This window comes from Cronobacter sp. 153480017-3, from assembly GCF_053627815.1.
Genome location: NZ_JBSEYN010000002.1, coordinates 225,138 through 244,647, shown reverse-complemented (window position 1 = coordinate 244,647; position 19,510 = coordinate 225,138). Strand labels below are relative to the sequence as shown.

Genomic DNA, 19,510 nt, shown 5'->3' with positions numbered 1-19,510 from the left:
GGGAAACATGGCAGATAATACACAGCGATTTTCATTTAATGTTTTAACGATTAATACCCACAAAGGTTTTACCGCTTTTAATCGACGCTTTATTTTGCCGGAACTGCGCGACGCGGTGCGGACGGTGTCGGCGGATATTGTCTGCCTGCAGGAAGTGATGGGCGCGCACGAAGTCCACCCGCTGCATGTGGAGAACTGGCCGGACACCACGCATTACGAATTTCTGGCCGATACCATGTGGAGCGACTACGCCTACGGGCGCAACGCCGTTTACCCGGAAGGTCATCACGGCAACGCCGTGCTGTCGCGCTACCCGATTGAACATTACGAAAACCGCGATGTTTCGGTGCCCGGCACCGAAAAGCGCGGCGTGCTGCACTGCCGTATTACCCCGCCCGATTTTCCGAAAGCGATTCATGTGATTTGCGTTCATCTGGGGCTGAAAGAGGCGCACCGCCAGGCGCAGCTCACGATGCTGGCCGAACTGGTCAATAGCCTGCCGGAAGGCGAGCCAGTGGTGGTAGCGGGCGATTTTAACGACTGGCGTCAGCAGGCTAACCGTATTCTGCGCAATGAGGCCGGGCTTGATGAAGTGTTTACCCGCGCCCACGGCCGCCCGGCGCGCACGTTTCCGGTGAGCTTTCCGCTGCTGCGCCTTGACCGAATCTATGTGAAAAACGCCTCGGCGAGCGCGCCGACCGCGCTGCCGTTGCGTAACTGGCGCCATCTTTCCGACCATGCCCCGCTGGCAGTGGAGATCCATCTATGAAAACGACCTGGCGTGACGGAAACCATATTGAGCTGTTAGAGAACGGCGACGAGTTTTATCCCGCCGTGTTTGACGCCATCGATAAGGCGCGCAGCAAAGTCATTCTCGAAACCTTTATCTGGTTTGATGATAACGTGGGCCGCCAGTTGCATGACGTCATCCTGAATGCCGCCCGGCGCGGCGTCAGCATTGAAGTGCTGCTGGACGGCTACGGCTCGCCCGATCTCAGCGACGAGTTTGTCGGCACGCTGACCTCGGCGGGCGTGATGTTCCGTTATTACGATCCGCGCCCGCGCACGATGGGCATGCGCACCAACGTGTTCCGCCGCATGCACCGCAAAATCGTAGTGATTGACGGCGAAGTGGCGTTCGTCGGCGGTATTAACTACTCCGCCGAGCATATGAGCGATTACGGCCCGGAGGCGAAACAGGATTACGCGGTGCGCGTCGAAGGGCCGGTGGTGCAGGATATCTACCATTTTGTGCTCAGCAATCTCGGCGAAGAGCGCGTCAGCCGCTGGTGGCAACGCCACTATCAGCAGGCGGTGGAGAACACCACGCCGGGCGAGGCACAGGCGCTGTTTGTCTGGCGTGACAATAACGATCACCGCGACGATATTGAGCGTCACTACCTGAAGATGCTGGCGAACGCCAAAAAAGAGGTGATTATCGCCAACGCCTATTTCTTCCCCGGCTACCGCCTGCTGCATGCGATGCGCAACGCCGCCCGTCGCGGCGTGAAAGTGAAGCTGATTGTGCAGGGTGAGCCGGATATGCCTATCGTTAAGGTAGGCGCGCGCCTGCTTTATAACTATCTGGTGAAGGGCGGCGTCGAAGTCTACGAGTATCTGCGCCGCCCGCTGCATGGCAAGGTGGCGCTGATGGACGATCACTGGGCGACGGTGGGCTCCAGCAACCTCGACCCGCTGAGCCTGTCGCTTAACCTGGAGGCGAATCTGATTATTCACGACACGCAGTTTAACCAGACCCTGCGCGATAACCTGACGCGTCTGATTCGCGAAGACTGTAAACAGGTGGATGAGAGCATGATGCCAAAGCGCACCTGGTGGAATCTCGCCAAGAGCGTCATTGTGTTCCACTTCCTGCGCCACTTCCCGGCGATGGTGGGCTGGCTGCCCGCGCATACGCCGAAGCTCGCGCAGGTGCCGCCGCCGGTACAACCTGAAATCGAAACCCAGGACCGGGTGGAGACTGAAAATCCGGGAGTGAAACCGTAATGGCGAAATCGCATCCGAAGTGGCGCATCGCGAAGAAAATCCTCACGTGGGTGTTTTTTATCGCCGTCGTCGTGCTGATTGTGATGTATGCGCAAAAAGTCGACTGGGAAGAGGTCTGGAAGGTCATCAAAAATTACGACCGCACCGCCCTGCTTATCTCGGTGGCGCTGGTTATCCTGAGTTATCTGCTCTATGGCTGTTACGATCTACTGGGGCGCGCCTATTGCGGGCATAAGCTTGCCAAACGGCAGGTGATGCTGGTCTCGTTCGTCTGCTACGCGTTTAACCTGACGCTCAGCACCTGGGTGGGCGGCGTGGGAATGCGCTACCGGCTTTACTCACGCCTGGGGCTGCCGGGAAGTACCATCACGCGTATTTTCTCGCTGAGTATTACGACCAACTGGCTCGGGTATATCCTGCTCGGCGGCGTGATTTTCACCTTTGGCGTAGTGAAGCTGCCGGCGCACTGGTATATCGACGAGATGACGCTGCGCATTATCGGCATCGCGCTGCTCGCCGTGATCGCGGTCTATATGTGGTTTTGCGCGTTCGCGAAGCGCCGCCATGTGACGATCAAAGGCCAGAAGCTGGTGTTGCCGTCGTGGAAATTCGCGATAGCCCAGATGGTGATTTCCAGCGCCAACTGGATGGCGATGGGCGCGATTATCTGGCTGTTGCTGGGCCAGGAGATTAACTATTTCTTCGTGCTGGGCGTGCTGCTGGTGAGCAGTATCGCCGGGGTGATTATTCATATTCCGGCGGGCATCGGCGTGCTGGAGGCGGTGTTTATCGCGCTGCTTGGCGGCGAGCATGTGAGCCACGGCGCGATTATCGCGGCGCTGCTCGCCTACCGTATGCTCTATTTCTTCGCTCCGCTGCTGCTGGCTATCGTTATCTATCTGGTGCTTGAGAGCCGCGCGAAGAAGTTGCGCGCCAAAAACGAGCAGAAGCTCGCGAAAGCACAGGGCGCTGACAGCGTGCGTGAGGAGGATGGAGAGTCATCGCTCAGTCTCGCGAAGGAGAAGTGATGGGTGTGTGGGTTCTGGTGGGTGCGCTGCGCTTACCCACCCTACACAGGTCAAAATTAACCTCATCACCGTAGGGCGGGTAAGCGCCAGCGCACCCGCCATGCAAAACCGGACATTAGCCTCATCACCGTAGGGCGGGTAAGCGAAGCGCACCCGCCGTGCCCCCGCCCATAAAAAACCCTCCGCAGAGGGTTTTTATTGTTTCAAATCTGGTTAACGGCGGTTGCCGAAAATCCGCAGCAGCATCAGGAACAGGTTGATGAAATCGAGATACAGCGTCAGCGCGCCGAGAATCGAATATTTGCGCAGGTTTCCGTGGTCGTTCACATCAATCTGCTCGCCCAGCGCTTTCAGCTTCTGCGTGTCATACGCCGTCAGGCCCACAAACACGATAACGCCGATATACGTCACCGCCCACATCAGCGCAGTGCTTTTCAGCCAGAAGTTCACCAGTGACGCGATAATCAAACCAATCAGCGCCATAAACAGAATATTGCCCCAGCCGCTGAGATCGCGCTTAGTCGTGTAGCCATACAGGCTCATCACGCCGAACATCCCCGCCGTCACCACAAATGTGCTGGCGATAGACGCGTAGGTATAGACCAGAAAAATAGATGAGAGCGTAAGCCCCGTCAGCGCCGAATAGAGCATAAAGAGCGCGGTGGCGACCGCCGGGCTGAGCTTATGCACAAGTCCTGAGAGAACAAACACCAGCGCGAGCTGGGCGATGATAAGCCCGAAGAACACAAACCGGCTGGAGAAGATATACATCATCAGGTTTTCATTGTTGGCCGAATACCAGGCAACAAAGGCGGTCAGTAACAGACCGCAGGTCATCCAGCCATACACCTGAGCCATAAACGTTTGCAGCCCGGCGCGCGGCTGCACAATGCTTTCATTTGAGCGTGGGAATCGATCCATGACGCTGCCTCATTCAGTCAGTTAACTTCTGTCGAGGCGCAGGTAACATGCGCCTCCCCGCTGTTAATCCTGGAACAAATTTCCTGTGATGTCATTACCAGCGCTTCGCCGCCGCCTGATCGCTGTCGCGCGCTTCCACCCAGCGGTCGCCTTCCGGCGTGGCCTCGCGCTTCCAGAACGGCGCGCGGGTTTTCAGGTAATCCATAATAAACTGCGCCGCATCAAACGCCTGGCTGCGGTGCGCGCCGGTCACGCCGACAAAAACGATTTCATCGCCCGGCCACAGCTCGCCCACGCGGTGAATAACCGACACGCGTTGCAGCGGCCAGCGTTCACGCGCCTCGGCGACGATCTCCGCCAGCGCTTTCTCCGTCATGCCCGGATAGTGCTCAAGCGTCAGCGCGCTTACGGTATCGCCGAGATTATGGTTGCGCACTTTGCCGGTAAAGGTCACGACCGCGCCGTCTTCATCGCACTGCGCCAGCCACTGGTACTCATCGCCGACGCTGAAATTTTCATGGCCGACGCGGATGCGGGTTTCACTCATTTCAGCCTCCGGTCACCGGCGGGAAAAAGGCCACTTCATCGCCATCGGCGATCGGATGGTCAAACGGCACCAGCGTCTGGTTAACCGCCGCCAGCAGCTTGCCCGACTCCAGCGCCAGCGCGTAACGGCCGCCACGCGCCGCAAAATGTTCACGCAGCGCCTCAACGGTCGCAAATTCCGCCGCTACCCGCTCGGCGTCCACGCCGATAAGCTCGCGCACCTGCGCAAAGAAAAGCACGTTAATCATGAGCATTCACCTGAAAATCGCCCGACTTGCCGCCGCTCTTCGCAAGCAGCCGCACCGGGCCAATGACCATATCTTTCTGCACCGCTTTGCACATGTCGTAAATTGTGAGCGCCGCCACCGACGCCGCCGTGAGCGCTTCCATCTCGACGCCAGTTTTGCCGGTGAGACGGCACAGCGATTCAATCCGCACGCGGCTTCGCGCTTCGTCGGCGAAAAGCTGCACTTCGACTTTGCTCAGCAGCAGCGGATGACAGAGCGGGATCAGCTCCCAGGTGCGTTTGGCGGCCTGAATACCGGCGATACGCGCCGTAGCAAACACATCGCCTTTGTGATGGCTGCCGCTTACGATCATCGACAGCGTCTCGGGGCGCATTTCAACAAACGCTTCGGCGCGCGCCTCGCGCACCGTCTCCGCTTTACCGGAGACATCCACCATATGGGCTTCGCCTGCGGCGTTGATGTGGGTCAGTTGCGACATAACTTATTTCTTCAGATGGGGATGAAAATTACAGGGGCGCGTACGGGCGTCGAGCTGCGGCGCGATGATGTTTTCCCAGGCGGTGCGGCAGGCGCGCGTCGAGCCCGGCATCGCGAAAATCAGGGTGTCGTTAGCCATCCCCGCCACCGCGCGCGACTGCATCATCGCGGTGCCAATCTCTTCAAACGAGAGCATCCGGAACATTTCGCCAAAGCCCGCGATTTCGCGATCGAACAGCGGCTGTAGCGCCTCCGGCACCTGATCGCCCGCGGTAAAACCGGTACCGCCGTTAATCAACACCACCTGGACATCGTCGCTCGCAATCCAGCGGGAAACTTCCGCGCGAATGGCGTAACGGTTCTCTTTGACGATAGCTTTATCCACGACCTGATGGCCCGCTTCGTGAGCGGCGTCTCTCAAAAAATGGCCGGAGGTATCGTCCTCTTCCCCGCGACGGCTGGACACCGTAAGAATGGCGACGCGCGCCGGCACAAACTCTGCGCTAACCTGACTCATAGTGACTCCTTGTACGCGGCGTCAGCCGCCGATATAGGACAGATTCTGGGTGATGCCGGTGTTGCCCTGATGCAGGAAATGCGTCTGCTTTTTGCCGAGCAACGCCGTTTCGATACGCGCCATCAGCGCCGCCTGCTGCCCCTCTTCGGCCAGCAGATCGCGAAGATCCACGCCGCCGTCGCCAAACAGGCACAGGTGCAGCTTACCGACCGACGACACGCGCAGGCGGTTGCAGCTCGCGCAGAAATCTTTCTCATACGGCATGATAAGGCCGATTTCGCCCTGATAGTCGGGGTTGCAGAAGACCTGCGCCGGGCCGTCGGCGCGGCTGCGCAACTGATGGATCCAGCCGCGCTTAAGCAGTTCGTCGCGAATCGTCGCGCCAGAAATATGGTGCTTGCGAAAGAGATCGCTCCCCTCGCCGGTTTCCATCAGTTCAATAAAGCGTAGCTGGATGGGGCGGGACTGGATCCAGTTCAGGAAGGTGTCGAGCTGGTGATGGTTCACGTCGCGCATCAGCACGGTGTTAACCTTCACTTTTTCAAAGCCCGCGTCAAAGGCGGCGTCGATGCCCGCCATCACCTGGCGGAATTTGTCCTGGCCGGTGATGGCGTGAAACTGGCGGGCGTCGAGGCTGTCGACGCTGACATTAACCGCCGTCAGCCCGGCCTCGCGCCACTGCGCGACATCGCGCGCCAGGCGGTAGCCGTTGGTCGTCACCGCAATCTGGCGAATAGAGGGGTTTTCACGCACGGCGGCAATGATGTCGCAAAAATCGCGGCGCAGCGACGGTTCGCCGCCGGTCAGCCGCACTTTTTCGGTGCCGAGATTCGCGAACGCGCGCGTCACGCGACGAATTTCGTCGAGCGAGAGAAAGCCTTTGTTGGTGACGCCTGCGGGCTTGTAGCCATCCGGCAGGCAATAGGTGCAACGAAAGTTGCAGACGTCAGTCACTGACAGGCGCAAGTAATAGAACTTACGCGCAAACGCATCGGTAAGTTGAGAAGCCATGTACACCTTTCCAAATCGGGAGATGCAGTCATTTCTTCCTGCACCCTGGTGGCGTTTCGCCACGGCCAGAGCGCCCTATTTTTTTCAAAACGTAGGCGCAAAGGCTTGAGTGTCATTTTCAGGTTATTAAACCTGCCAGCGGCGATAGTAGCGCGTTATCGCGGTTTTCGCCACGCGCGATTTCGCTGTATAAATTGATACATAACGGCATTTTTCGCGTAACGGGCACCAGAATACGTAAAAATCACGGTTTCACTTTGATGTGTGTCATTTTCAGCGCCAGCAGATCGTTTTTCTCGCGCTTTTCAGCTAACGTAGGCGAGTTTTAAATAATAAGGATTAGGTATGCGCAATCGCACGTTTGCGGATCTCGACCGGGTGGTGGCGCTCGGCGGCGGTCACGGTTTAGGACGCGTTATGTCCTCGCTCTCTTCTCTGGGTTCGCGCCTCACAGGCATTGTCACGACGACCGATAACGGCGGCTCGACGGGCCGTATTCGTCGCTCGGAAGGCGGCATCGCCTGGGGCGATATGCGCAACTGTCTTAACCAGTTAATTACTGAACCGAGCGTCGCGTCGGCGATGTTTGAGTACCGTTTTGGGGGTAATGGGGAACTTTCGGGGCATAACCTCGGAAATCTCATGTTAAAGGCGCTGGATCACCTGAGCGTGAGGCCTTTAGAGGCGATTAATCTTATTCGTAATCTGCTTAAAGTGGACGCGTTCCTGATCCCGATGTCTGAGCAACCGGTCGATCTGATGGCTATCGATCGCGACGATAACGAAGTGTATGGCGAAGTGAATATCGATTTGCTGAGCCATCCGCCGAAAGAGCTGATGCTCTACCCTGCAGTACAGGCGACGCGCGAGGCCGTTGAGGCGATTGCCGAAGCGGATTTGATTGTGATTGGCCCCGGCAGTTTTTATACCAGCCTGATGCCGCTGCTGCTGCTTGACGATCTCGCCAAAGCGCTGCGCCGCACGCCTGCGCCGATGGTTTACATCGGCAATTTAGGCCGCGAGTTAAGCCCGGCCGCTGCTGCGCTCAGGCTCGAAGAGAAGCTCGCGCTGATGGAAGCGCATATCGGTAAACGTGTAGTGGATGCCGTGGTCGTTGGCCCGAAGGTGGATGTGAGCGGCGCGAAGGACAGAATTGTGATTCAGGAGCCGCTGGAAGCGAGCGATATTCCTTACCGCCACGACCGCCACCTGTTGCGCGCAGCGCTGGAAAAGGCGATTCAGGCGCTGGGGTAAGCGCTATGGGTGCGCTGGGGTTACGGCGGGTGCGCTGCGCTTACCCGCCCTACGGCTCCCGCAATGGGCTGTGATGATATGTAGGGTGGGTAAGCGAAGCGCACCCACCACACCACAAAACCCGTCACAACCAGAAGAACTTACGACGCGGCGATAAAGAGCTCGCGCAACTGATGAAGCTTATCGCGCAACTGCGCCGCCTCTTCAAACTCCAGGTTCTGCGCGTGTTGCACCATCTGCGCCTCAAGCTGATGAATTTTCTGCTGCAACGCTTTCGGCGTCAGCGCCAGTTCAGCGGCTTCGGCATCTGCCACGGTGCGCCCTTTTCCGCGTCCTTTCGGCTTGGTTTTCGCAATATTCTCGCCAAGCGCCAGAATATCGACCACTTTCTTGTTAAGCCCCTGCGGCACAATGCCGTGCTCTTCGTTATACGCCTGCTGTTTCTCACGACGGCGTTCGGTTTCGCCAATCGCCTTCGCCATCGACGGCGTGATTTTATCGCCGTAGAGAATCGCCTTGCCGTTCACGTTACGCGCCGCGCGGCCAATCGTCTGGATAAGCGAACGTTCGGAGCGCAGGAAGCCCTCTTTGTCGGCGTCGAGAATAGCCACCAGCGACACTTCCGGCATGTCCAGCCCCTCACGGAGCAGGTTGATACCCACCAGCACATCGAACTCGCCAAGACGCAGATCGCGGATAATCTCCATACGCTCCACGGTGTCGATATCCGAGTGCAGATAGCGCACTTTCTCGCCGTGCTCTTCCAGATATTCGGTTAAATCTTCCGCCATACGCTTGGTGAGCGTCGTCACCAGCACGCGCTCGTTGATGGCGACGCGCTTGCGGATTTCGGACAGCAAATCGTCCACCTGGGTCGCCACCGGGCGCACTTCGATAATCGGATCGAGCAGACCGGTCGGGCGCACCACCTGGTCGATAATCTCGCCGCCCGATTTTTCCAGCTCGTAGTTGCCGGGGGTCGCCGAGACATACACCGTCTGCGGTGCCAGCGCCTCGAACTCTTCAAACTTCAGCGGGCGGTTATCCAGCGCTGACGGCAGGCGGAAACCATATTCCACCAGCGTCTCTTTACGCGCGCGGTCGCCGCGATACATCCCGCCGATCTGCGGAATGGTGACGTGTGATTCATCAACCACCAGCAGGCCATCCGCCGGCAGATAGTCAAACAGCGTCGGCGGCGCTTCGCCAGGGCCACGGCCAGAGAGATAGCGCGAGTAGTTTTCAATGCCGGAGCAATACCCCAGCTCGTTCATCATTTCGAGATCGAACTGGGTACGCTGGGTCAGGCGCTGTTCTTCCAGCAGTTTGTTATTTTCCAGCAGCACTTTGCGGCGCTCCGCCAGCTCTACTTTGATCTCTTCCATCGCCTGCACAATGCGCTCACGCGGGGTGACGTAGTGCGTTTTCGGGTAGACGGTAAAACGCTGGATAATGGAATCGACGGTGCCGGTCAGTGGGTCGAACAGCGACAGCCGCTCCACCTCTTCGTCGAACAGCTCAACGCGCAGCGCCAGCTCGTCCGATTCTGCCGGGAAGATGTCAATCACCTCGCCGCGCACGCGAAAGGTGCCGCGCTGGAACGCCTGATCGTTGCGGGTGTATTGCAGCTCCGTCAGGCGACGCAAAATGGCCCGCTGGTCGATAATCATCCCTTTGGTGAGATGCAGCATCATCTTCAGGTAGAGATCCGGGTCGCCCAGACCATAGATAGCGGAGACCGACGCCACCACCACCACATCGCGCCGCTCCAGCAGCGCTTTGGTGGCCGACAGACGCATCTGCTCAATGTGCTCGTTTACCGACGCGTCCTTCTCGATAAAGGTATCGGAGCTCGGCACATAGGCTTCCGGCTGGTAGTAGTCGTAGTACGAGACGAAATATTCCACGGCGTTTTCCGGGAAGAACTCTTTCATCTCGCCATAGAGCTGCGCCGCCAGCGTTTTGTTCGGTGCCAGCACCATCGTCGGGCGCTGCAAATCGGCGATGACGTTCGCCATGGTGAACGTTTTCCCCGAGCCCGTCACACCCAGCAGCGTCTGGTGCGCCAGCCCGTCCTCCAGCCCTTCCTTGATGCGGCGGATAGCCTCAGGCTGGTCGCCGGAAGGTTTGAAAGCGGAATTGAGTTTGAACGGTTTGCTCATGAAGAAACACCTGATGAAGATTTGCGCGGACAGAGCGTTAATTTTACTCGCCACAGCGATTTTTGCCAGCGATAAATACTGGATATAAAATCAGTGGCAGGTTAGCGGATTTTGTTCACAGCGCATTTTTACCATCTGGTATGAAGTAAATTTGCTCCTGCGCCGGATAAAACACTATACGAGGGCGGTTATCCCCAAAATTTTTTATCCTTTAACATTTGTCAAGCGAGGCTGTGATACTTTTGTTGCAGCAGATGACACTTTTTCTTCAGTGCTTGATTTTAATTAAGCTATTAATTTTAAAGAATTTTCCTGAAAAGACGGCTTTCGCGCCAGATCGGGTGCAAGCCGCATCGGCTCTCGCTTACGGCGCGTTTTCTAACTCTAATACACAAGGTTATCCACAGGAATAGTGGATAACTGCGTCCAGCCCTGAAAGCGCGCCGTGTCGCCGCCTGGCTCGATGTGCCCGCGTCTGGCTCAGAAAAAAATTTTCCCGGCTGGTTTTGAAGAATTTCCCTTGCTTTCTGCGCGGCGCTTTGCGCGATCCTTTTCACACATTTTTGCTTTACTTTTGCGCAACGCTGCACCAAAACCACGCCCTGACCAGCACTCAAAATGTGCACGCCGCCCGGCTTTTTCCAGGATAACCCACTGCGCCTGACGCAGGCTTTCAGGTTTAGTCTCAATTTCAGGCGCGATCGAAGGGCATTTCACTGGCTGGCAAGAGAATTGCAGTATCCCGTTTACCGGAACTACACCCTCTTCCCGTCATTGGCGGGAAGCGACAGCAGGACGCGCGGGCAGGCCGGGGAAGTCACTGTATATGCGGGCGTCAGAGCGCATATACCCATGCTGTATTCCGATACCCTGTCTGAAGGAGAAGCGCCATGTTAAGTCTGCACGCGGTTAACCACTTTTACGGCACGCAGCACACGCTGTGGGATGTCAGCCTCGATCTTCTGCCCGGCGAGTGCACCTGCGTTATCGGCGCGCCGGGCATGGGAAAAACCACGCTGCTGAACTGCGTGGCAGGCTATCTGCCGGTTAAGAGCGGCAGCATGCTCTGGCACGAGACTGGCGCCGCGCCGCAGGAGTTAATGCGCGTCGGCCCGGACGCCCGCGCGGCGCTCGGCATCCGCTACGTGCCCCAGGAGCGGCGCTATTTTTCACAGCTGACGGTGGAAGAAAATCTGCATATCGCGCTGCGCGCGCAGCCTGAAAATGCGGCCAGCCCGGAGCCGGTGTTTGATCTGTTCCCGACGCTCTGGACACATCGCCACACCCAGGCCGCGGGGCTTGAGCCAGAGCTGGCGCTGCAGCTGACGCTCGCCCAGGCGCTGGTCACGCGGCCTCGTCTGCTGATCCTCGATGAACCGACGCGCGGCCTCGGGCAGGCGTTCATTCCGAGGCTTGCGGATCTGCTCACACGGCTTAGCCGCGAATGGGGAATGAGCCTGTTAGTAGTAGAGCGCCATCTGTCGTTTATCCGCCGGGTGGCGGATCGCTTCTGCCTGCTGCACCGCGGGCGCGCCGTGGCCCGCGGTAGCGCGGCGCAGTTAACCGATGCGCGTCTTATGCACTGGATAGCGCCCTAGCGCGCCAGTTTGCTGAGATCGATCCACTGCGCGGCAGGCGTCACGTCAGGTTCGGCCCCCAGCCACGGAATTTCGCCAAGCATCGGGGCCGGTAACAGCTGCTCAAGCGTGGCGAGATACTCCTGATGACGGCGGCCTGGCGGCTGCACGTCATTTGCCACCCAGCCCGCGAGGCGCAGGCCCGCGGCCTGTACCGCCTGCGCGGTCAGCAGCGCGTGATTGATGCAGCCAAGCTTAACGCCGACCACTAAAATCACTGGCAGGCGCTCCTGTTGCACCCAGTCGGCGAACGTCGCGTCGTCAGAGAGCGGCGTAAACCAGCCGCCCGCGCCTTCCACCTGCACCCAGTCGGCGAGCGGCTCCAGCGCGCGCAGGCCAGCGGACATCACCGTGAAATCAATCGGCAGCCCCTGCTCCTTGCTGACGATATGCGGCGAGGTGGGCTCTTCGAACGTCAGCGGGTTCACCTGTTCGTAGCGCAGCGCCACGCTGCTGTGTCGCTGCAGCGCCAGCGCATCGCTGTTGCGAAGCCCTTGCGGCGTGATATCGCTGCCGGAGGCGACCGGCTTATAGCCTGCGGTGCTAAAGCCCGCGGCTTTCGCGGCCTCCAGCAGCGCGCAGCTTGCGATAGTTTTACCGACTTCCGTGTCGGTTCCGGTGATAAACCAGCGTTCAGTCACGTTCAATTACTCCAGAAATCAGTTGGTAAGTCAGCGGAAAACGCCCGTCCTGACGCGGCCAGGCGTCTTCGAGCCTGCGAAGCTCGCGGCGCGTGAGCGTGCGGCTGTCGCGCCCGGCGTGCAGATGCGTGGCACCGATGCCCTTGAGCGACTGCATGGCGCTGAGCGCATCACCAAAGAGTAGCGTCACGGGGTGCTGGCGCAGCGTCATGCGCGCATCAGGAGCCGCTGCATGAACCGCGTCGGCGCTCGCGAAACGGTTAGCGTGCGGACGGTCGTCCACCGCCGCCCACGCCTGATGCAGCTCATCAAGCGAGCCGTGTGCCAGCGTGCTGAACGCCACGCGTCCGCCAGGGCGCGCCACGCGCAGCATCCCGGCGAGCGCATCTGACAGGCTCTGGCACCACTGCACCGCCAGATTGCTCCACACGAGATCAAAGCTCTCTTCGGCAAACGGCAGCGCCTCGATATCGCCCTGCACATAGCGATGCGCCGCGCCGCGCTCGCGGGCGCGCGCCAGCATGGCCGGGCTTAAATCAAAGGCCGTCACGTCGCAGCCGCGCGCGCGCCAGTCGAGACTGCCCGCGCCGGTGCCGCAGCCCGCGTCCAGCACCGTGTTAATGCCCTGCGCGCCGCAGTGTTTGGCAAGCAACTGCGCGCTCTGGCGCTGAAGCGCCGCGAAATCGTCATAGGTTTGCGCCGCGCGACCAAACGCCGCCGCCACCGCGCGTTTATCAACGGCAACCGTCATATAACGCCTCCAGCAGCGCGTCGATGTCGTCATCCTGATGCGCGGCGCTGAGCGTCAGGCGCAGGCGCGCCGTACCCGCAGGCACGGTCGGCGGGCGAATGGCCGTCACCCAGCAGCCGCGTTCGCGCAGTTTTTCCGCAAGCGTCAGCGCGGCACTGTTTTCACCCACAATCAGCGGCTGAATGGCGGTCTGCGAATCGGCAAGCGTCAGCGGCAGCGACGCCGCGCCCGCACGAAACCGCGCAATGTTGCGCGCAAGCCGCGCGCGTAACGCATCGCCCTCACGAATAACCGTTAAGGCCGCGTTCAGCGCACAGGCCTGGGCGGCGGGCATCGCGGTGCTGTAGATGAGATGGCGCGCGGTTTGTAGCAGATAGTCCGCCATCGGCGCGCTGCATAAGAGCGCTGCGCCGCTGAGCCCGAAGGCTTTGCCAAACGTCACCAGCAGCAGATCGGGCCGGATGCCCGCCACATCGCAACTGCCCCGCCCTTCGCGCCCCTGCACGCCGACGCCGTGGGCGTCATCCACCATCAGCAGCGTCTGCGCGCCCTGCGCGATGCCCGCGATATCCGCAAGCGGCGCGCTGTCGCCATCCATGCTGAACACCCCTTCGGTAAAGACGAGCGTCAGGCCGTCGCAGGGTTTATCCAGCAGGGCTGCGAGCGCGCCCGAATCGTTATGCGCGAAGCGGCGCAGCGTCGCCGGGCTGTGGCTTGCGGCTTCGAGCAGCGAGGCGTGACTTAAGCGGTCGGCGAGAATGCGGTCAGACTGCTGCATCAGCGCGGCGACCACCGCCTGATTGGCGGCGAAGCCGGAGATAAACAGTAGCGCGCGGTCAAAGCCGAGCCAGTGCGCCAGCGCGTTTTCCAGCGACTGATGCGCGTCGCTGTAGCCGCTGACGTGGCCGGACGCGCCGCTCCCTACGCCATACGTCTGTGCGCCCTGTTGCCAGGCCGCGATGAGCGCCGGGTGCTGGCTTAAGCCCAGATAGTCGTTGCCGGAAAAGTTACGGTAGCGCACGCCCTGATGCACCAGCGCGCCGCCGGGCGCGGACGTGCAGACGACGCGGCGGCGCAGGCTATGGCTGGCTTCGCGCGCGCGCAGCGCTGTATCGATTCTCGCCTGCCAGGTCATACCGCCGCCGCGTTGTAGTATTGCTGGTTATCCGCGTCGCGCAGCGCGTGCTCCAGGCGTTCCTGCTGCTCGTTATCGCCCGCCAGCACCGCTGTCTGCTGCGGGTTGAGACCCAGCTTGCGGAACAGTTGCAAATCTTTGTCCTCTTCCGGGTTCGGCGTGGTCAGCAGTTTGCAGCCGTAGAAAATTGAGTTAGCCCCGGCCATAAAGCACATCGCCTGGGTCTGCTCGTTCATCTGCTCGCGGCCAGCGGAGAGGCGCACGTAAGACGTCGGCATCATGATGCGCGCCACCGCGATAGTGCGGATAAAATCAAATGCGTCGACATCCTCGTTATCGGCAAGCGGCGTGCCCTTGACCTTCACCAGCATGTTAATTGGCACGCTTTCCGGCGGCGTCGGCAGATTGGCGAGTTGCAGCAGCAGCCCGGCGCGGTCGGTGACGGTTTCGCCAAGCCCCACGATGCCGCCGGAGCAGACCTTAATGCCCGCCTCGCGCACTTTCTCCAGCGTATCGAGACGCTCCTGATAGGTGCGCGTGGTAATGATGTTGCCGTAAAACTCCGGCGAGGTGTCGAGGTTGTGGTTGTAGTAATCAAGGCCCGCTTCGCCGAGGCGCTGCGCCTGATCGTCGCTCAGCGTGCCGAGCGTCATGCAGGTTTCGAGGCCCAGCGCTTTCACGCCCTGCACCATCTGCTCCAGATACGGCATATCGCGATCGTTCGGGTTTTTCCAGGCTGCACCCATGCAGAAGCGCGTCGAACCCGCTGCTTTGGCCTTGCGCGCGGAATCGAGCACCTGCTCCACTTCCATCAGGCGCTCGGCCTCAAGGCCGGTTTTGTAGCGCGCGCTCTGCGGGCAATATTTGCAGTCTTCCGGGCAGGCGCCGGTTTTGATCGACAGCAGCGTGCTGACCTGCACCTGGCGCGGATCGAAGTGCTGGCGATGCACCTGTTGCGCTTCAAACAGCAGATCCAGCAGCGGTTTTTCAAATAGTTCAGTGACTTGCGACAAAGTCCAGCGTGAAAGGTGAGCCATCGGGCGTCTCCAAAGGGTTTTATTTATCTGGGTTATGGATATACTCGTAAACCTAAATCTTTTTAAATTGGTTTACAAGTCATGATAACTCCTGCCGATCTCGCCTTCGATCGTGACCATATCTGGCACCCTTACACCTCCATGAGCGCGCCGCTGCCGGTCTACCCGGTGACGCACGCCGCCGGCTGCGAACTGCATCTGGCGAGCGGCGAACGGCTGGTGGATGGCATGTCGTCGTGGTGGGCGGCCATTCACGGCTATAACCATCCGCGCCTCAACGCGGCGATGAAAACCCAGATTGACGCGATGTCGCACGTCATGTTCGGCGGCATTACCCACCCCGCCGCGATAGCCCTGTGCCGCAAGCTGGTGGCGATGGCCCCGGAGAACCTCGAGTGCGTGTTTCTTGCCGACTCCGGCTCGGTGGCGGTGGAAGTGGCGATGAAGATGGCGTTGCAGTACTGGCACGCCCGCGGCGAGCCGCGTCAGCGCTTCCTGACCTTCCGCCACGGCTACCACGGCGACACCTTCGGCGCGATGTCGGTGTGCGATCCGGATAACTCAATGCACAGTCTCTGGAAGGGCTACCTGCCGGAAAACCTCTTTGCGCCCGCGCCGCAGAGCCGCTTTGACGGCGAGTGGGATGAGCGCGATCTCGCGCCGTTCGCCCGCCTGCTGGCCGCGCACCGCCAGGAGATAGCCGCCGTCATTCTTGAGCCGATTGTGCAGGGCGCAGGCGGGATGCGGATGTATCACCCGGAGTGGCTTAAGCGCATCCGCCGCATGTGCGATCGCGAAGGCATTTTGCTTATCGCCGATGAGATAGCGACCGGCTTTGGCCGCACCGGCAAGCTGTTCGCCTGCGAGCACGCGGGCGTGACGCCGGATATTCTCTGCCTCGGCAAGGCGCTGACCGGCGGCACGATGACGCTTTCCGCCACCCTCACCACGCGGCATGTGGCCGACACCATCAGCAACGGCGAGGCGGGCTGCTTTATGCATGGCCCGACGTTTATGGGCAATCCGCTTGCCTGCGCGGTGGCGGCCGAGAGCCTGGCGCTGCTGGAAACCGGCGAGTGGCGCGCGCAAGTCGCGGCCATTGAGCAGCAACTGCGTGATGAGCTGGCGCCGTGTCGTGAGCTGCCGCAGGTTGCCGATGTGCGCGTGCTCGGCGCTATCGGCGTGGTGGAAACCACCGCGCCGGTCGAGATGGCCGCGCTACAGCGCTTTTTCGTGGAACAGGGCGTCTGGGTGCGCCCGTTTGGCCGCCTGATCTACCTGATGCCGCCCTATATCATCACGCCAGAACAGCTCACGCGGCTCACCCGCGCGGTGTGTGAAGCGGTGAAAAACCCGTCGTTTTTCAGACAGTGAGCGCCCGGCAAGCCGTGAGGGATGCACTACACTTTCAGGATTTGCGATAAACAACCAGGAGAGCGCGATGAAGATTCTGATGGTACTGACCTCCCACGACACACTGGGTGATACCGGGAAAAAAACCGGCTTCTGGCTGGAAGAGTTTGCGGCGCCTTACTTTGTGTTTCGCGACGCAGGGATTGACGTGACGCTCGCCACGCCGCAGGGCGGCCAGCCGCCGCTCGATCCGAAAAGCGACGCGCCGGACGCGCAAACCGCCGACACCCGACGCTTTCGTGAAGATCATGAGGCTCAGGCCACGCTTGCGAATACCGCGCGGCTCGATGAAATCAACGCCGACGAGTATGACGCGCTGTTTTATCCGGGCGGCCACGGCCCGCTGTGGGATCTCGCCGATCACCCGATTTCCATCGCCCTTATCGAACACTACTGGGGCAGCGGCAAGCCCGTCGCGACGGTGTGCCACGCGCCGGGCGTGCTGCGCCATGTGAAAAAGCCCGACGGCAGCCCGCTGGTGGAAGGCAAACGCGTCACCGGCTTTACCAACAGCGAAGAAGAGGCGGTCGGGCTGGCCCATGTCGTGCCGTTCCTCGTGGAAGATGCGCTCAAAGAGGCGGGCGGCCAGTTTGAGCGCACCGATGACTGGGGCGTGCATGTGGTTGTTGACGGCCATCTGGTGACCGGCCAGAACCCGGCGTCTTCCGCGGCGACCGCCGAAGCGCTGTTAAAATTGCTTCATCTGTAAACGAGGAAACAGCATGAAGTTAATCAGTGTGAATTTTAACGACGGGGATAAGCTCCCCGCTCGCCACGTATTTAACGGCATGGGTTACGAGGGCGATAATATTTCGCCCCATCTCACCTGGGATGAGGTGCCGCCCGGCACCAAAAGTTTTGTGGTGACCTGTTACGATCCGGACGCGCCCACCGGCTCCGGCTGGTGGCACTGGGTCGTTGCGAATCTGCCCGCCGATACCCGCGTGCTGCCGCAGGGCGCGGGGTCTGGTCAGGCTGACCTGCCGGACGGTGCCATCCAGACGCGCACCGATTTTGGCACTGCAGGCTATGGCGGCGCGGCCCCGCCAAAAGGGGAAACACACCGTTATATTTTCACCGTGCACGCGCTGGATGTGGAGCGCATTGACGTTGATGAAAACGCCAGCGGCGCGATGGTCGGGTTTAATGTGCACTTCCACCGGCTCGCCAGCGCCTCGCTGACGGCGCACTACATCTGAATCATTTTGAAGCCGGTTATCACAATCGGCTTCCCGTTTCGCTCAACTTAGTATAAAAAAGCAGGCTCTTGTGCGTTCCCCCATTTTAAACAGGCTTAGCAAGGAGCAACCCTTGAACACATTTTCGGTTTCCCGTCTGGCGCTGGCGTTCGCTTTTGGCGTGACACTGACTGCATGCAGCTCAACGCCACCGGACCAACGTCCTTCTGAACAACGCGCGCCGGGTACGTCGGCTCGCCCGGTGCTGTCTGCGGATGAAGCGAAAAATTTCGTCCCGGCCCGCTATTTCTCCAATGTCGATCCGAATGCCGCGCCGTGGGCGCCCTCCCCGATTCGACTGCCTGAAAAAGCAGACTTCGTGGTCGGCCAGGCGGGCGAGCAGGGCGTGACCCACACCAGCATTCAGGCCGCCGTTGACGCCGCGATTGCGCGTCACGCGACGGCACGTCAGTACATCGCTGTACTCCCCGGCACTTACGAAGGCACCGTTTATGTGCCTGCGGCACCGGGCAGCGTGACGATTTACGGCACCGGCGAAAAACCGCTGGATGTGAAAATCAGCGCCGCGCTGGACAGCGAAATGGATGCCAACACCTGGCGTCGTACCGTGAACCCGTCCGGCAAATATATGCCTGGAAAACCGGCCTGGTATATGTTCGATAACTGCCAGAACCGCCGCAACGGCAGTGTCGGCCTGATGTGCTCCGCGGTCTTCTGGTCGCAGAATAATGGCCTGCAACTGCAAAACCTGACCATTGAAAACAGCCTCGGCGACGCCGCGGGCGAAGGTCAGCACCAGGCTGTCGCGCTGCGCACCGACGGCGACCGCGTGCAGATCAACAAAGTGAATGTTCTGGGCCGCCAGAATCCGTTCCTGGTGACCAACAGCGATATTCGCAACCGCTTCACGCCGGATCGTCTGACCCGCACGCAGGTGACGAACAGCTACGTGGAAGGCGATGTGGATCTGGTCGCGGGCCGCGGCGCGGTGGTGTTTGATAACACCGAATTCCGCGTAGTGAACACCCGTACCCAGAAAGAAGGTTATGTGTTTGCGCCAGCGACCATGCCGAACTTCTATTACGGCTTCCTCGCCGTGAACAGCCGTTTTGTCGCGGCCGGTGAAGGCGTGGCGCAGCTTGGCCGCGCATGGGATATGGACGCCGCCAATGGCTATACGCCTGGCCAGACGCCAAACGGTCAGGTTGTTATCCGCGACAGCGTGATTGACGCCGGCTTCAACACCGCGCAGCCGTGGGGCCCGGCGCTGGGCTCACAGCGTCCGTTCACCGGCAATACCGGCGCGCAGGACGATAAAGGCAATATCCAGCGCGATCTGAACGACGCGAACGCCAACCGTCTGTGGGAGTACAACAACCGCGGGCTGGGCAGCAAAGTGGTTGCCGAACCGAAAAAGTAATCGCACGGCATTAACGGGCGTCAGAAAAAAGGGGGAGCAATCCCCCTTTTTCTTTGCCCGTTTGTTGACGCAAGGCAATCGCCTGACGGCGGTGGCCCGTATGATA

General features: G+C 60.0%; 20 protein-coding genes and 1 riboswitch. Of the genes, 9 read left to right on the top strand and 11 right to left on the bottom strand.

What is annotated here, in order from left to right; genetic code table 11:
- The first annotated feature begins 7 nt into the window (after nt 1-7).
- Genes ACUW6V_RS05660 through ACUW6V_RS05650 form a run of 3 tightly spaced genes read left to right on the top strand, consistent with a single transcriptional unit; the run spans nt 8 to nt 3,035 of the window.
- Nucleotides 8-769, top strand: coding sequence for an endonuclease/exonuclease/phosphatase family protein (locus ACUW6V_RS05660; protein ID WP_032990111.1), 762 nt, complete (start codon nt 8-10; stop codon nt 767-769).
- Nucleotides 766-2,007, top strand: a complete 1,242-nt coding sequence (gene clsB / locus ACUW6V_RS05655; RefSeq protein WP_029038903.1) for a cardiolipin synthase ClsB — start codon at nt 766-768, stop codon at nt 2,005-2,007. The genes ACUW6V_RS05660 and clsB overlap by 4 nt, the downstream gene beginning before the upstream one ends.
- Nucleotides 2,007-3,035 carry a lysylphosphatidylglycerol synthase transmembrane domain-containing protein gene (locus ACUW6V_RS05650; RefSeq protein ID WP_097648996.1) on the top strand — a complete coding sequence of 343 codons (1,029 nt, stop codon included), beginning with the start codon at nt 2,007-2,009 and terminating at the stop codon, nt 3,033-3,035. Before clsB ends, ACUW6V_RS05650 begins: the two co-directional genes overlap by 1 nt.
- A 213-nt stretch (nt 3,036-3,248) precedes the next feature.
- Here the strand turns inward: ACUW6V_RS05650 and ACUW6V_RS05645 are convergent, their stop codons facing one another.
- The 6 genes from ACUW6V_RS05645 to moaA all read right to left on the bottom strand — a co-directional run bounded on the left by ACUW6V_RS05645 (nt 3,249) and on the right by moaA (nt 6,755).
- Entirely contained in the window at nt 3,249-3,956 is a 708-nt protein-coding gene (locus tag ACUW6V_RS05645; RefSeq protein ID WP_004387501.1) for a Bax inhibitor-1/YccA family protein, read from the bottom strand.
- A gap of 94 nt (nt 3,957-4,050) precedes the next feature.
- Nucleotides 4,051-4,503 carry a molybdopterin synthase catalytic subunit MoaE gene (gene moaE / locus ACUW6V_RS05640; RefSeq protein ID WP_007896449.1) on the bottom strand — a complete coding sequence of 151 codons (453 nt, stop codon included), beginning with the start codon at nt 4,501-4,503 and terminating at the stop codon, nt 4,051-4,053.
- Nucleotide 4,504: 1 nt separating this feature from the next.
- A complete protein-coding gene (moaD, locus tag ACUW6V_RS05635) occupies nt 4,505-4,750 on the bottom strand; it encodes a molybdopterin synthase sulfur carrier subunit (RefSeq protein ID WP_004387503.1) in 246 nt (81 codons plus the stop codon).
- Nucleotides 4,743-5,228, bottom strand: coding sequence for a cyclic pyranopterin monophosphate synthase MoaC (gene moaC, locus ACUW6V_RS05630; RefSeq protein WP_454038110.1), 486 nt, complete (start codon nt 5,226-5,228; stop codon nt 4,743-4,745). Before moaC ends, moaD begins: the two co-directional genes overlap by 8 nt.
- Nucleotides 5,229-5,231: 3 nt before the next feature.
- Nucleotides 5,232-5,744 (bottom strand): molybdenum cofactor biosynthesis protein B, encoded by a 513-nt coding sequence (gene moaB, locus ACUW6V_RS05625; protein ID WP_004387505.1) that lies wholly within the window; start codon nt 5,742-5,744, stop codon nt 5,232-5,234.
- A gap of 21 nt (nt 5,745-5,765) precedes the next feature.
- The gene (moaA, locus tag ACUW6V_RS05620) at nt 5,766-6,755 is read right to left on the bottom strand and encodes a GTP 3',8-cyclase MoaA (RefSeq protein WP_454038109.1); all 990 of its coding nucleotides are present in this window, start codon (nt 6,753-6,755) and stop codon (nt 5,766-5,768) included.
- A riboswitch (molybdenum cofactor riboswitch) is annotated at nt 6,743-6,879 on the bottom strand. Its footprint overlaps the gene before it by 13 nt.
- Nucleotides 6,880-7,100: 221 nt before the next feature.
- Between moaA and yvcK the strand changes: the two genes are divergently transcribed.
- Nucleotides 7,101-8,009 (top strand): uridine diphosphate-N-acetylglucosamine-binding protein YvcK, encoded by a 909-nt coding sequence (gene yvcK, locus ACUW6V_RS05615; protein ID WP_454038108.1) that lies wholly within the window; start codon nt 7,101-7,103, stop codon nt 8,007-8,009.
- A gap of 140 nt (nt 8,010-8,149) precedes the next feature.
- On the opposite strand, the gene uvrB is transcribed toward yvcK, so the two are convergent.
- On the bottom strand, nt 8,150-10,171 hold the full coding sequence (uvrB, locus tag ACUW6V_RS05610; RefSeq protein ID WP_004386467.1) for an excinuclease ABC subunit UvrB: 2,022 nt from the start codon (nt 10,169-10,171) through the stop codon (nt 8,150-8,152).
- Between the two features lie 890 nt (nt 10,172-11,061).
- Here uvrB and ACUW6V_RS05605 point away from each other — a divergent pair.
- Nucleotides 11,062-11,769 carry an ABC transporter ATP-binding protein gene (locus tag ACUW6V_RS05605; RefSeq protein WP_076728860.1) on the top strand — a complete coding sequence of 236 codons (708 nt, stop codon included), beginning with the start codon at nt 11,062-11,064 and terminating at the stop codon, nt 11,767-11,769.
- Here ACUW6V_RS05605 and bioD read toward each other — a convergent pair.
- Genes bioD through bioB form a run of 4 tightly spaced genes read right to left on the bottom strand, consistent with a single transcriptional unit; the run spans nt 11,766 to nt 15,372 of the window.
- Nucleotides 11,766-12,449 (bottom strand): dethiobiotin synthase, encoded by a 684-nt coding sequence (gene bioD / locus ACUW6V_RS05600; protein ID WP_105578232.1) that lies wholly within the window; start codon nt 12,447-12,449, stop codon nt 11,766-11,768. The two genes, ACUW6V_RS05605 and bioD, sit on opposite strands and share 4 nt — an antisense overlap.
- A complete protein-coding gene (bioC, locus tag ACUW6V_RS05595) occupies nt 12,442-13,200 on the bottom strand; it encodes a malonyl-ACP O-methyltransferase BioC (RefSeq protein WP_454038107.1) in 759 nt (252 codons plus the stop codon). Before bioC ends, bioD begins: the two co-directional genes overlap by 8 nt.
- Nucleotides 13,184-14,335 carry an 8-amino-7-oxononanoate synthase gene (gene bioF / locus ACUW6V_RS05590; protein WP_454038106.1) on the bottom strand — a complete coding sequence of 384 codons (1,152 nt, stop codon included), beginning with the start codon at nt 14,333-14,335 and terminating at the stop codon, nt 13,184-13,186. Before bioF ends, bioC begins: the two co-directional genes overlap by 17 nt.
- Nucleotides 14,332-15,372 (bottom strand): biotin synthase BioB, encoded by a 1,041-nt coding sequence (gene bioB, locus ACUW6V_RS05585; RefSeq protein WP_004385710.1) that lies wholly within the window; start codon nt 15,370-15,372, stop codon nt 14,332-14,334. Before bioB ends, bioF begins: the two co-directional genes overlap by 4 nt.
- Before the next feature lie 81 nt (nt 15,373-15,453).
- On the opposite strand from bioB, the gene bioA reads away from it, so the two are divergent.
- The 4 genes from bioA (at nt 15,454) to ACUW6V_RS05565 (ending at nt 19,404) form a co-directional block, all read left to right on the top strand.
- Nucleotides 15,454-16,746: an adenosylmethionine--8-amino-7-oxononanoate transaminase gene (gene bioA, locus ACUW6V_RS05580; protein ID WP_454038105.1), complete on the top strand. Its 1,293-nt coding sequence runs from the start codon at nt 15,454-15,456 to the stop codon at nt 16,744-16,746.
- 67 nt (nt 16,747-16,813) lie between these two features.
- Nucleotides 16,814-17,494 (top strand): type 1 glutamine amidotransferase domain-containing protein, encoded by a 681-nt coding sequence (locus tag ACUW6V_RS05575; protein ID WP_454038104.1) that lies wholly within the window; start codon nt 16,814-16,816, stop codon nt 17,492-17,494.
- A 13-nt stretch (nt 17,495-17,507) separates the two neighbouring features.
- Nucleotides 17,508-17,984 (top strand): kinase inhibitor, encoded by a 477-nt coding sequence (locus ACUW6V_RS05570; RefSeq protein ID WP_007896459.1) that lies wholly within the window; start codon nt 17,508-17,510, stop codon nt 17,982-17,984.
- Between the two features lie 112 nt (nt 17,985-18,096).
- Nucleotides 18,097-19,404, top strand: a complete 1,308-nt coding sequence (locus ACUW6V_RS05565; RefSeq protein ID WP_109995619.1) for a putative acyl-CoA thioester hydrolase — start codon at nt 18,097-18,099, stop codon at nt 19,402-19,404.
- Nucleotides 19,405-19,510: the final 106 nt, after the last annotated feature.